Source organism: Candidatus Phycosocius bacilliformis (genome assembly GCF_003112735.1).
GTDB classification, from domain to species: domain Bacteria; phylum Pseudomonadota; class Alphaproteobacteria; order Caulobacterales; family Aquidulcibacteraceae; genus Aquidulcibacter; species Aquidulcibacter bacilliformis.
Genome location: NZ_BFBR01000009.1, coordinates 46,129 through 59,542, shown reverse-complemented (window position 1 = coordinate 59,542; position 13,414 = coordinate 46,129). Strand labels below are relative to the sequence as shown.

Here is a 13,414-nt window from a genome sequence, read left to right as displayed (position 1 = left end):
TGGAGGCTCAGAATACCTAACTTACCGTTCCCTTTTATCTCGGTTGACGACCGAGACCCAAACGAATCAAGGCTTTCGGACGTACATCCTTCCTTCATCGCGAATTTGGCCATTTGGTTCTCGCTTCATTTTCTGCTTCGGGACATCGAAACAACAAAAATCAGAAACCTGAACTTCCCCAACCCTGATCGATTTGGCTTCCAACCGGCAGCCTTCATCCTCACCCTCATGGCTTGTATTCTTTTGTTCCGTGCAAAGTTAGGTGTTCTGCCACTTTTGGGCGCAAGCGCCGTGCTGGGCCTGTTGGTACAAGCTTTGACGCTGGCTTGAGGTCGTATCCTAGAAAATCTTCACCAAGTGTTCAGACTGGCTTCGGGTTCTTGCGCTTGTGCCGCTGTGGCTTCCCCCGTCACAATCAAGCGGCGCTGATCCGTCCTTAATTCGCGGGGAAACCCTAATCATGAACCTGCAACAATTGCGTTATCTCAGAGCGATCGAGGCACATGGCCTTAATCTGCGCGAGGCTGCGGATCATTTGCACACCTCGCAATCCGGGGTATCGCGACAAATACGCGAGTTAGAGATCGAATTGGGTATTGATATTTTCGCGCGGCACGGCAAGCGATTTACCGGTCTTACTGATGCCGGCAATGGTGTTCTGCAACATGCGAAAGCAATTCTGATAGAAGCGGAGAATCTGCGTCGTGTAGCAGCCGAGCATGCCGCAAAAGATGGCGGTCGACTGATCGTAGCGACTACCCATAATCAGGCACGTTATGCCTTGCCTGACGCCGTCGAACGCTTTGTCCGGCAGTTTCCAGAAGTCTCTTTTGAGCTACGTCAGGGCATGCCGCAAGATGTGGCCCATTGGGTGGCGACCGGGGAAGCCGATATTGGCATCGCAAGTGCGTCAATTGCCAATCATCCAGACCTTTATGCGCCTGAAGCTTATGGATGGCAGCACAGTATCATTGCCCCAGTGGGACATCCCTTAGCCAATGTGCCGGTTCGTAGCCTTAAGGATCTGGAAGGTTATGCACTCATCACCTATCGAAAGGGTATTTCCGGTCGGGAGAGCTTGGACCAAGCCTTTGAGCGAAGCGGGGTCACGCCAAAAATCATTCTTTCTGCCATGGATAGTGAGATTATCTTTGATTACGTAGCCCGCGGTCTTGGGCTTGGGATTGTCGCAGATTTTACGGTGCCAGAAATTGGAACCGGGTGGCAAAGGCTCAGTCATCGGCCGCACTTGTTTCCGAGGCAGTCTGCCCGGATTGCTTTAGCCCGCGGCAGCAAATTGCGGGCCTATGCTTATCGCTTCATCACCTTGGTCGCCCCCCATTTAAGCGAAGAAGAAATCAAGCAGCATCTTGATTAGCAGACCTGTTCCATCTCGCGACGTAATCGTTGCAAGCTCACCCAAGCAGTCTGTCTGCTGCAATAGGGATACTCAATCTCAACGCCAGGACTCCTGCGCAATGCACACACACATGCTTGCGTAAAGCTCCCCCACCCAGAGATTTAGCCAGAAATTGCCTTGCTTTCAGCAGTCTGCCTCTCTTGCCTTTGCAGAAGGACTTAATTCTCATTTTGTGAATACGAAAGATCGATAAATCATTTTAGCAAAAAATTTCAATGATCTAGCCTGCTGCTCATACAGTGCGTTGAAATCAAAAAGTGAGCGGTAACGATGAAAAATGATCAAGACGGGCAGCCGGATGGCCAAACACGCGGTCGCAAAGGTCTCCTGGCCAGTACCTCGTTTCTCGTAAAGTCAGGACGTTTTGGAGCCATTGCTCTCGGCCTCCTATCGATGAGTCCAGGTGCGGCGCTAGCAATCGGGACGGCCCCGTCGGCTAGCGTGAGCAATTCCCTTGCGGTCGGGGAAGCCAATGCCTCTCTCAATGATGGCGATGGCATACCTAATATTGATGAGGCGACGCCCGAGACCGTCCCCGATACCGTCGTGGTGACTGCGCGCCGCCGAGTTGAAAATCTAGATGATGTGCCGCTGGCAGTTTCAGCCATCGGTGGGCGCACTTTGGATGTACAACGCCTTGACCGTCTTTCCGATTATGCGGCCAAGTTACCCAACTTCACAGCCTTCCAGCAAAATCCACGTGTCTCTTCGCTCCTTATCCGCGGGCTAGGCGGCAACGCCAGTAGCGATGGGTCAGAGTCTGGCGTCGGCCTTATCGTTGACAATGTTTTCCTCTCCTACGTGGGATTTAGCTGGCTCGATTTCGTGGATCTAGAGTCCGTTCAGATCGCCCGTGGCCCCCAAGGCACGCTTTTGGGTAAGAACACCACGATTGGCGCGGTGATCATCACAACTCAAAAGCCATCCTTCAAAGAGCAAGGAACCCTCAGTGTCACGCTTGGCAATGACGAACGTCGAACGGTGCGCGCAAATGTTTCAGGACCCCTCATTGAAGATAAACTGGCTGGCAGGCTTACCCTTTATGCGGATACATCGGATGGCTGGATTCAAAATGCCGCTACCAGCGACCGCTATCTGAATGTGAACCGATACGGCATTCGCGGCCAACTTCTTTTCAAAGGCGGGGAGTCGTTTGAGAACCGCCTGATTATTGAGCGTTATGAAACCGAAGAGTGGAACAATTTTTATCCACCAACTGTAGACGTCAACACATTCGCCAATGGTGCGCCAAGGCCCAACAGCTGGACCAATCGCCTGATCAGCCGCTTCGGCTATACGCCAAGTTTTGATCGGCGAACCAATGCTAATCTTGATACGCAAGAAGAGATCCGCCAGCGCATTCAAGGCGTGTCCAACGAGTTTTCGTTGGAAGTTGGAGACCATACGCTGACATCGATTACAGCGTGGCGATCCTTCTGGTTCCGCCCGAAAAATGACAGCGACTCCACGCCATTCCCAATCTATCGTGCTGGCTACGATGTGGATGTCGAACAATGGAGTCAGGAGCTTCGTTTAGCTTCGCCACAAGGCAAAAAGTTGGAGTATCAAGTCGGCCTCTATGCACTGCGCAATGATATTACGAGTGATCTTCGCCTAAGTTTCTTCCGCGACGGGTCGAAGTTTTTTCTAGGTGCAGCGGTGCCAAGCGTCGCAATCGATGGGGTAACTTCGAGTCAGCTGGGTAAGACCCTTGTGAATTCTGTTGCAGGCTTCGGGCAGCTAACGTGGAACATCAGTGACCGGGCTATCCTAACGTCTGGCCTGCGCTATACCAAGGAAAGCCGCGAAGCCTCGAATACGGCAACGCGCAGCGGCGGTGTCGACTTGGTTGGACCACTTGCGGCGCTTGCCCCAGCGCGCACAGCCGTTGCCCCGATATTTACCGTCGCTGATAAAGTTGATGGAGACAGTTGGTCTTGGCTGGTTAATCCATCTTACAAATTGACTGACGATACATTGCTGTATGCGTCTGTTAGCTATGGCGAGAAATCCGGCGCGGCAAATCTGGGGGCAACACCTGGCCAGCCGGTCATTACCAAGCCCGAAAAGTCCCTGTCTTATGAAGTTGGAACCCGCACCAGCTTTCTTGATGGTCGCGGCAAACTCGCTCTTAATGCTTATCTGAATGACATTGAGGACTTTCAAGGCAATCAGCAAGACCCAACCGCCGTTACCCCCCGTGTCTTTCTTGCGAACGTCGGTGACATCCGTCTGAAGGGCGTTGAGTTTGAAGGAAGCTTTGATGTAACGCCAAGTCTGCGAGCCTCCTTCAGTGGTGCCTATAATGATGCGCGCTACACCAATTATCGCAACGCGCCGCCGCCAGTTGAGTTTACCTATCCAGGTGGCCCTTTGAGTGTCGATTACACTGGTAAGCGTTTACCCAACGTGCCGCTTTGGAGTGGTCAATTAAGCCTCGATTATGATCGCGATGTTGGTCCAGGAACTGCGGTTTTCGCCTACATCAATGAAAGATGGCGCAGCCGCACCCGTCAGGCGAATCCGATTTCGAACTATCTGATCCAGGAAGCTTATGGCGTCCTCAATGCTGGTGTCGGCGTGCGTTGGGAGGATGGCAAATACACCCTGCAAGGCTGGATCAAGAATGCGCTGGATGAAGATTATGCCACGGGATCTGGGAGCCCAAGCGGCGCAGCACCCGGCATCTCGATCCTGGGGGACCCTCGCCAGTATGGCCTAACCTTAACTGTGCGGAGTTGGTAATGGCCGAGCATAAGCGCAAAATCCGTTTGGGTGCCTTCCTCTTTGGCGTCGGCCATCACTCTGCAGCTTGGCGTGCGCCTGATGTCGATCCAAAAGCCGGTCAACGCATCGGCTTTTATCAAGAGCTGGCTCAAATTGCTGAAGCTGCGGCATTTGATACCGTCTTTTTTGCCGACAATGTCGCGATGCATGGCGCTCCTGGCCAATGGGGGGGTGCACCACCGGTCTATTTCTTTGAGCCCACAACGCTACTTGCTTCGCTGGCGGCGGTCACAAAGAGGATCGGGCTCATCGCGACTGTTTCGGCAAGCTATACCCCGCCATATCAAACAGCACGTTTGTTTGCGTCACTCGATCATCTGTCGGGCGGCAGGGCAGGGTGGAACCTTGTAACCTCTGGCTCGGATGGGGAGGCCGCAAACTTTGGCCTAAAGACCCAGCGCCGCCATGCGGACCGCTATCGCCTTGCGGGAGAATATGTCGACCTCGTCCGCAAACTCTGGGACAGTTGGGACGATGATGCTTTTCGCTTTGACCAAAATAGTGGTGTGGCATTCGATGGAAGCAAAGTGCGACTTGTCGACCATGATGGGGAGCATTTTTCGGTTCGTGGCCCGTTGCAAATTTCGAGGCCGGTCCAAGGTCACCCCGTCATTGTTCAAGCCGGTTCCTCCGATGACGGCCAGCGTCTTGCCGCCCATAGTGCCGAAGTGGTTTTTACCGCCCAGCCCAGTCTTGCCTCCGCCCAGAGTTTTTATCGCGGCCTGAAACAACAGGTCCTAGCCGCTGGCAGAAATCCTGACCATGTTTTGATCATGCCCGGCATTCAGCCCTTCGTGGCCGAAACCCGCGCAGAGGCTGAAGATAAATATGCCCGGTTACAAGACTTGGTCGATCCGCGTGCGGGATTGGGTATGCTTGCGGCCTTTTCCGGCATTGATGCCAGCCAACTTGATCTTGACGGTCCTTTGCCGAACTTGCCGGAAACAGAAGGCTGGAAAAGTCGTCGTCAGTTGTTTGTCGATGTGGCGCAAGAGCAGCATTGGACTGTGCGCCAATTGATTGCCTTCATCAGTGCGGCACGTGGCCATGCGGTCGTGGTTGGAACACCAGCCGACGTGGCGGATCATCTGGAAGCTTGGCACAGCCAAGAGGCCGCGGATGGTTTCAATATCATGCCGCCGACACTTCCGGCTGGCTTAACCGACTTTACGCGCTTGGTTGTGCCGGAACTGCGGCGCAGGGGGCTGTTCCGCGAGCATTATGAAGCTGAAACCTTGCGCGGCAACTTGGGTCTTTCACGGCCAGTCCCGCATTCTTGGACTCCGGCTTCGTTTCCGTCTTTCCCACAAACCGATCAGGTGGCTGCCCAATGAGCAAGTCAAATTCAGATCAGAAGTTACCAGCCCTGCGCTTGATTGCATTTTCAGCCATTGCAGTGCCTTTGGCTGCCGCTCTCCAGCCGCTTCTTGTTTTTATTCCAGCCTTTTACGCAAAGGACCTAGGCCTATCGCTCGCCAGCATTGGGCTCTTGATGTTGCTTGGAAGGCTATGGGATGCGGTTAATGATCCGATCATAGCCATCCTTTCTGATGCGACACGGTCACGGTTTGGACGGCGGAAGCCCTGGATCGCTGCCGGCATCCTCTTATTCGGCCTCGCAACAATACCTTTATTCTTCCCGCCATCGGGCACTTCGCTTTGGGTGCTTGGGCTGGCCTTATTTGTTTTCTACTTAGGCTGGACCATGATCCAAATCCCGTTCTCGGCTTGGTCTGGAGAATTATCGGCGCAGTATCATCAGCGCACCCGCATTGCCACCTATCAGCAAGTCATTTCAGTCGCAGCCATGCTCGTTTTGTTGGTTGCCCCGACTTGGGTAGATCAGATCGATCCCGGCAATGACCGTTTGAAAATTGCAGTCATGGGCACCATGGTTTTGGTGACCCTGATCCCATGTTCGCTCCTCACCTTGTGGTCCGTTAAAGAGCCGCCTTTGCCGCGGCCAAGCGCCAATTTTGAAGCGGCATCCTTAGGCGGCCGCGTCCAAGGCTTGGGCCGTGAGCTGGTTCAAGGCATGGGTTTAATCTTCAAAGACCCTCTCATGCTGCGCGTGCTTGCTTCGGACTTTGCGGTCGTATTAGCCCAATCCATCCGGAGCTCATTGATCGTCTTCTTTGTGATCTCCTATATGGGCCTGCCCCAATGGGCGAGCGCAATCTTCCTCTTTCAATTTGTGTTTGGTGTTTTTGCTGGGCCCATTTGGCTTCAGATTGGCTATCGCTTCGGCAAGCACCGGACGGCCATTTTGGGCGAACTTGTTCAAGTGGCGATCAACCTTGGCTTGTTGCTGGTTGCACCCGGAAATTTGGCGCTCCTACTCGCGCTGACCTTCGCTCAAGGGCTCGCTCAAGGTTCAGGCAACTTGATGCTCAGAGCGATAGTCGCCGACGTTGCCGATAAGAACCGGCTGGCTTCTGGCGTCGACCGGACAGCGCTCCATTTCTCAGTCTTTAGCCTGTCCAGCAAATTAGCGGGCGCTGTCGCAGTTGGCATAGCGCTACCCTTGGTCGGCATTTTCGGCTTCTCTCCAAAGGGCGAAAACAGCCCAGAAGCGCTGCAGGCCTTGCATATCATATTTGCGCTTGGTCCCGCCCTCGCGCACCTCGTTTCAGCTTGGATGCTGAAAGGCTTCAATCTCGATGAAGAAGCCCACACCACCATTCGCCAGAAGCTTGCAGAACGCGATGCGCTCTCCACCGCTGCCGAATGATACGCCCCCCAAACAGAAGGACCACAGACCATGAGTCAGATTAGCACCTATGCCAATGCCCCCGATCGTGACACGCCGCTGAACATCAAGCCCGTCGCCGGCAAGATTGGGGCAGAGATTGTCGGCGTGACCCTTTCCAAAAATCTCGACCCGGATGTGATTGCAGGAATTAAGGCTGCCCTATTGCGCCACAAAGTGATCTTTTTCCGGGGCCAGTCCCATCTCGACAATCAAACCCACGAAGCCCTGGCTGAGATTTTTGGTGACCCAGTCGCCCACCCAACTGTGCCGGTTGCCGAAGGGTCTCGCTATCTGCTCGATCTCGACTCAAAGGAAGGTTATGCGGCTTCGAGTTGGCATACTGATGTTACGTTCACGGCCGCCTATCCCAAGATTTCGCTGCTTAGGGCATTGACGGTGCCAGATGCCGGCGGTGACACCTTATGGGCCAATGCAGTTACCGCGTATGAGGCTTTGCCTGAGCCATTGAAGCTTCTTGCAGACAATCTTTGGGCTGTGCACTCCAATAATTATGATTACGCAGAAGTCTTGAATGCCAAGGACAAAGAGCGGGTTGCGGCGCATCGATCCGTCTTTGCTTCGACCATTTATGAGACTGAGCATCCTGTTGTCCGCGTCCACCCCGAAACTGGGGAGCGTGCGCTCTTGCTCGGCCATTTTGTGAAGCAATTCGTCGGCCTCAATCAGGCTGATTCCCAGCGCCTATTCACCACGCTGCAGGACCATGCCACTAAGCCCGAACACACGGTTCGTTGGCGTTGGCAACCAGGCGATCTTGCGATCTGGGATAATCGGGCAACGCAACATCGTGCCATCGCAGACTTTGGTTTGCAGCGTCGGACCCTTCGGCGGGCTACGGTCGCAGGTGATGTGCCCGTCGGCATTGATGGCCGTCAAAGCCGTACCGTACGACAAGAGCGCGCGGCTGCTCCTGTGCCGGTAGCAGCAGAATAGGGTACTAGCAAATAGATCGAAAGGGCCGTGCTAGTTATCTCTGGCGCGGCCCTTTTTCTCGACGAATGAACCAAGAAGATGCAGATTTAGGCTGATTTGCTGGCACCTAGCCAACGGGCCATCACCGAGTTGGCCGCACTTTCCCCGAGACTGTCACACGTTCCATAATCCGTTCATGGGGCCAGTAATCGAGGATCGCATAATGCTGGGTTGCCCAATTGTCCCAGATGACAATCGCGTTCGGGCTCCAGCGGACGCGCACCTGATATTCCGGTGCCTTTACCCGATCGATCAGATAGTCGAGCAGTCTCTTGCTCTCAAAGCCATCCAAACCCAAAATGCGGGTTGTGAATACATGGTTCACAAACAGATGTTTTGCCCCCGTATCGGGATGGCGGCACACGACCGGATGGATCTGGGGCGGATGCTCACGCCGCAATTGCGCAGCCTTGTCGTCGCTTACGCGATAGCCATAGCTTTGTAAAATGTCATGCTCGGCATTGAGCGTCTCGATGCGGGTCTTTACCTCTGGCGGCAAGTCTTCATAGATTGCCGCAGTATCGGCAAACAACGTGTCGCCGCCCACGGGTGGCAGGACCCGCGCTTTGAGCACGCCTGCAAAGGAGGGCTTTTCGCGGAAGGTGACGTCAGTGTGCCATTTATTGGCTGGTCGCGCGATTGGCAAAATAGCGTCGGTGATTTTCAAGCCATCGGCCGCCTCAATCACCAGAATCTCAGGATGACCTGGAACCGAAGTCGTCACAGGGTGACCTTCAAGCTCGCCAAACAATGCCCCAAATGCCTTGTGCTGTTCATGGGTTATGTCCTGATCGCGCAGCACCAAGACCTTATGTTGTGTGAGGGCAGATCGAAGCGCTTTGAAAGTTTCGGCCGATATCGGCTTCCTCAGGTCCACCCCATGAACTTCAGCTCCCAGCAAAGGGCCGAGGCGTGTGATCGTCAGGTTTGAAGCCAAGTCCTCAGCTCGCACGTTTTCGAGAATTCCCATCTGCTGACCCTCCCATTAGAACTTTTGTGTTGCTTGGCGCTGTGCTGCTTCAAGGAGGCGCAAAACGTTGCCGCCCCACAGCTTGCCAATATCTGTTGGACTATAGCCCCGCTTGATCAATTCGGCGGTGACATTGCCGGCTTCACCAGCATCAGCCCAACCGTTAATGCCGCCGCCATGATTGAAATCAGAACTGAGGCCAACATGATCAATGCCCACGCGCGCCACGGCATAATCTATGCTATCAACCAAGTCCGAAACGTTGGCCTGAGGCGTGACAGCATGGATGGCTGCACTGAGTGCCGCCTGTCGTTCCGCGCTTAAGCCTTCATAACCGTTGACTGCGCCATACTCGGCTCGCAGCGCTTTGATCTTAGTTTGGGAGTCCGCACTCACGGCCTTGAGATAGGGATTAAACGCTGTGATCGCGATAACGCCGCCTTTAGCGGCAATTGCGTCAAGCTCGCGATTAGAAAGATTGCGTACATGGTCAACACGACCTTTTACCCCGCTATGGGAAGCAATCACCGGAGCCGTTGAAATGGCAACTGCTTGCAGGCAGGCCTCTTCGCTCAGCTGGGACACATCCACGAGAATCCCCAGTCGATTGGCCGCTTCAATGAGCGAACGCCCCTTGGCCGACAGGCCTCGATTCTCGCCTGCTACATCCCTTGGCTGCGGCCGAGAGCTGTCGGCAAAGTCATTATTACCGGCATGGGTTAGGCCTAGAATGCGGACGCCCAGTTTTGCAAAAGCTTCCAAAGATGTGGGATCGTAGCTTAAGGGGTAAGCATTAAGTAGGCTCATGATGATGGCGGTCTTGCCATCTTTCTCTGCGCTGCGGACATCGTGGGCAGATTTGGCAAGTGCTAAATGCTGCGGATCCCCATCGATCCGTGACAGAATTGCGCGTGCCTTGCGCTCGGCTTCGACCAGAGCCGCCGCAACGGAGCCCGGATCTCGAGGACCCTGTGGGACGAAGACGGCAATGACTTGCGCATCTACATCTCCGGCACGCAGTCGTGCGGTTGCGATCTGATCTATCGCATTGGGAGGTGGGGATTTGCCGCCCCCCCAGTCGTAAGGGGCGGGCAAATCGGCGTGTGCGTCCAGAACGAGTGTCTTGGCGTGGACGGAAGATCCAATGATTAGTTGCTGGCTCAAATAGGCTTGTGCTGGAGCCCAAATGGCAAGTGCGCTCAAAGCTGTTGCACCCGCCAAGACCGCGGAAGTTAGCGAGAATACTCGGGATGTTGATCGAATATTGTTGGTCATGCCAAGTCGCCGATCATGGCGAGCTTATGCTTGGCAATGACCAATTGGTGCCAAACTTTCGTAGCACTCCCCCAATTTGACTGCTGACAGTGATGACGTAATTCATGCTCAAGCACTACGAGGTCAGCATGGCTTGGGCTAGACATACGGTTTGTCTCTTGGGGGCGGATTAACTCCCATAATCTTGGCGGCCGCCGCTTTGGATCTAATGTAACCGCAATGCGAGAGATAGGTTGGACTTGTGTATCCTGGGTTAGCTTGAGTGGCATCTTGTCCTCTGGTGTCTTGGTGCTCACCAGCACGCGTTAGAAGGAAGGCTAGCCACGCCTGAGGAACGAAGCAAAGCAACGCATGCTGGCGAACGTCTGTAGAATGCCACGCGCGCGCGACGCGATGAACCCTAGTTGGCTTATGCTTTCTAAGAGAGCCCCTAAAGAGAAACGGGCAAACGGGAGTTTTGAGAGCCCGGGGTGTGATGGGAAAATGTGTGCTGGCCAGCGCATGACCATCAAGAACCATGCCTGAGGCCGCGAATGAAGGTTAAGAACAAGAGCGTTTAGTTTGTCTAATTGGATCGAGATATTGTTTAATATTGATTTTATGGAATTTATTGCGGCGTGCGAAGTTATTCTGATCGCACCGTTGAGTGGGTCTCGTTGGTTTAGGATTGATCTCTCTCTAACTCAGCTTGTCTCAAAGGTGCGACCTATCCTGTCGCGCCCACGTAAGAGCTACAGGGAAATATCACATGCGCATTTGCCTTTTTGGAACTTCTACATTTGCGTTGATCGGGGCTTTAGCGACCTTCTTGCCAGAGGCGACATTCGCCGCCGTTTCAGCTCCTCTTCAAGCTGATGCGACCTCAGCAACTGCTGTGGATGGGACTGCCCCCGAAACTGACACGGTGATTGTGACGGCTAGACGGCGGAATGAAGCTGCGCAAGATATCCCGATTGCGGTGTCCGTCGTCGGCGGTCGCCAATTGGATCAAACCGGGAGCTTCAATGTCGGTCGGTTGACCCAACTCACGCCAACACTGACTTTCTATTCTTCCAATCCGCGTAACAGTGCCGCCAACATTCGCGGACTCGGCGCACCGTTTGGGCTCACCAATGACGGGATCGAACAAGGCGTCGGCATTTATATCGATGACGTCTATTATTCGCGCGCAGCATCTTCAACCTTTGACTTTCTCGACGTACGCCAGATTGAAGTGCTGCGTGGGCCGCAAGGTACGCTTTATGGCAAAAACACCACAGCAGGGGCGATAAACATCACAACCCGCGCGCCAACCTTTGAGTTTGAGGGTCGTTCTGAAGTCACCATTGGCAGCCTTGGCTTCAAGCAAGCAAAGGCTTCTCTTTCAGGTCCAATAACGGACAAATTAGCCGGACGCTTGGCGCTCTCGTCAACCAGCCGTCGAGGTACGATCTATAACGTAAAGACGACCAATTACATCAACGAGCAAGACAATCTGGGTGTGCGAGCCCAACTCTTGTTCCGACCGAATGAAAAGCTCGATGTCACTTTTGCGGCTGACTACAATGCGCAAAATCCTGAATGCTGCGGTACTGTCTTCGTGCGTACGGGCTCTACCCAAAGGCCACTCAATCGCCAGTATGCAGCCTTAGCGGCGGCTCAAAACTATACTGTTGTCAGCACAAACCCATTTGATCGATTGACTGACATTGATGCAAGTTTGAACGCAGGCAACATCACGGGTGGTGCCTCGGTTCGCTTAGTCTGGGACCGCGGTCCAGGCAAGTTAACGGCCGTAACGGCGTGGCGCTTCTGGGACTGGAAGCCTGAGAATGATCGCGATTTTACTGGTCTGCCGATTGTCACCAATTCACAAAACCCATCCCAACAAGATCAGTATACGCAGGAATTGCGATACAATCGTAGCGGAGAGAAGCTCGACTATGTAGTTGGCGTCTTTGCTTATTATCAAAAGATCGACACCCAAGGTTTTGAACGCCATGGACCAGCTTCCAGCCGCTGGAATATAGCCCCATCCAATGTGTTGTCACTCGATCCAACCGTGTTGGATGGCCTAACAGCCATCAACATACAGGGCCTTACCAATACCAGCGTTGCCCTATTTGGACAGGCGAGTTGGAAAGTGTCCGACAAGCTCACCATTCAACCAGGTGTTCGAATCAATTATGACGAGAAGCAAGGCCTTTACGATCGCACTGTCTTTGATGGTGCCGGTCAGCCCGTGCTTCTCGGTCAAACAGGAGCGCGCCGGGCCGCCCAACTCGCGATATTTGCGCCCCAATCATATAAGCCCAAGTTCGATGATTGGAACTTCTCCTATGATCTGACGACCAGCTATCGGTTCCAACCAGAAATTTTGGCGTATGTGACCTATGCCAAGACTTTCAAGTCCGGCGGGATCAACCAAAATGGTGTGCCGTCGGATGCGGCAGGCCAACCACTGTTAGGAGCCCAAACCATTCGCCCTGAATCGGTCAATCACTATGAGGCAGGGCTAAAGTCACGAATCTGGGACAAGAAGGTTACGGTCAACCTCTCGCTCTTTAGAACTGATATTGATGATTATCAGGCTCAAGTGACCAACGGCCAATTTGGGGTCTTGCGCGGCTATCTGGCTAATGCAGAAAAAGTGAGAACCCAAGGGGCCGAGATCGATTTTGCGGCTCAGCCGACCGACAGTCTCTCGCTCTATACCAATGTAGCGTACACCGACGCGACTTACAAAAAGTTCAAAGATGCGCCTTGCCCCCCCGAACTTTCAGGTGGTCCCGCCATCGCTGCAGGCCAAACGCCGGGGTTACCTGGTGTGCCGGGAGCTATCAGCCCTGCCAATTGCGATATCTCCGGCCAGGCCCTACCCGGCGTTTCCAAATGGGCAGTCTCTTATGGTGGCGAATATTCGATCCCCGCAAACCTCTTCAAGAAGGATGGGGATATCTATCTGGGCATCGACGGAAGCTATCGCTCGAAGTTTTCGTCTAACCCTTCGCCATCTGCCTATACGTGGATTGAGGGCTATGGCCTAACCAATCTGCGCTTTGGCTTCCGTACACCCCAAGGCCTCGACCTTTATCTGTGGGCACGGAATGTCTTTGATGAGGATTATTTCGAATTGCTCAATGTCCCCGGCGGCAATACCGGTTTGGTCACCGGTATCCCTGGCGATCCACGCATTTGGGGTGCGACTTTCAAGGCTGAATTTTAGCGCGTGCGCAGT

Annotated in this window: 8 protein-coding genes; 6 read left to right on the top strand and 2 right to left on the bottom strand. The window is 53.9% G+C overall.

Annotated features, from left to right (window positions below):
• Positions 1 to 460 precede the first annotated feature (460 nt).
• From PbB2_RS13390 to PbB2_RS13370, 5 genes are all read left to right on the top strand, one after another.
• Complete coding sequence (locus PbB2_RS13390; protein ID WP_108985842.1) at positions 461 to 1,378, top strand: LysR substrate-binding domain-containing protein; 918 nt, start codon at positions 461 to 463, stop codon at positions 1,376 to 1,378.
• 483 nt (positions 1,379 to 1,861) lie between these two features.
• Positions 1,862 to 4,165: a TonB-dependent receptor gene (locus PbB2_RS13385; RefSeq protein ID WP_192576342.1), complete on the top strand. Its 2,304-nt coding sequence runs from the start codon at positions 1,862 to 1,864 to the stop codon at positions 4,163 to 4,165.
• Positions 4,165 to 5,541, top strand: a complete 1,377-nt coding sequence (locus PbB2_RS13380; protein ID WP_108985840.1) for an LLM class flavin-dependent oxidoreductase — start codon at positions 4,165 to 4,167, stop codon at positions 5,539 to 5,541. The genes PbB2_RS13385 and PbB2_RS13380 overlap by 1 nt, the downstream gene beginning before the upstream one ends.
• Positions 5,538 to 6,938 (top strand): MFS transporter, encoded by a 1,401-nt coding sequence (locus tag PbB2_RS13375; RefSeq protein ID WP_108985839.1) that lies wholly within the window; start codon positions 5,538 to 5,540, stop codon positions 6,936 to 6,938. The genes PbB2_RS13380 and PbB2_RS13375 overlap by 4 nt, the downstream gene beginning before the upstream one ends.
• 30 nt (positions 6,939 to 6,968) lie before the next feature.
• Positions 6,969 to 7,913, top strand: a complete 945-nt coding sequence (locus PbB2_RS13370) for a TauD/TfdA dioxygenase family protein (protein ID WP_108985838.1) — start codon at positions 6,969 to 6,971, stop codon at positions 7,911 to 7,913.
• 121 nt (positions 7,914 to 8,034) lie between these two features.
• On the opposite strand, the gene PbB2_RS13365 is transcribed toward PbB2_RS13370, so the two are convergent.
• Together PbB2_RS13365 and PbB2_RS13360 are read right to left on the bottom strand one after the other, a co-directional pair.
• Positions 8,035 to 8,922 (bottom strand): TauD/TfdA dioxygenase family protein, encoded by an 888-nt coding sequence (locus PbB2_RS13365; RefSeq protein WP_108985837.1) that lies wholly within the window; start codon positions 8,920 to 8,922, stop codon positions 8,035 to 8,037.
• 15 nt (positions 8,923 to 8,937) lie between these two features.
• Positions 8,938 to 10,197 (bottom strand): dipeptidase, encoded by a 1,260-nt coding sequence (locus PbB2_RS13360; protein WP_108985836.1) that lies wholly within the window; start codon positions 10,195 to 10,197, stop codon positions 8,938 to 8,940.
• A gap of 748 nt (positions 10,198 to 10,945) precedes the next feature.
• On the opposite strand from PbB2_RS13360, the gene PbB2_RS13355 reads away from it, so the two are divergent.
• A complete protein-coding gene (locus PbB2_RS13355) occupies positions 10,946 to 13,402 on the top strand; it encodes a TonB-dependent receptor (RefSeq protein ID WP_108985835.1) in 2,457 nt (818 codons plus the stop codon).
• The last annotated feature ends 12 nt before the right edge of the window (positions 13,403 to 13,414 follow it).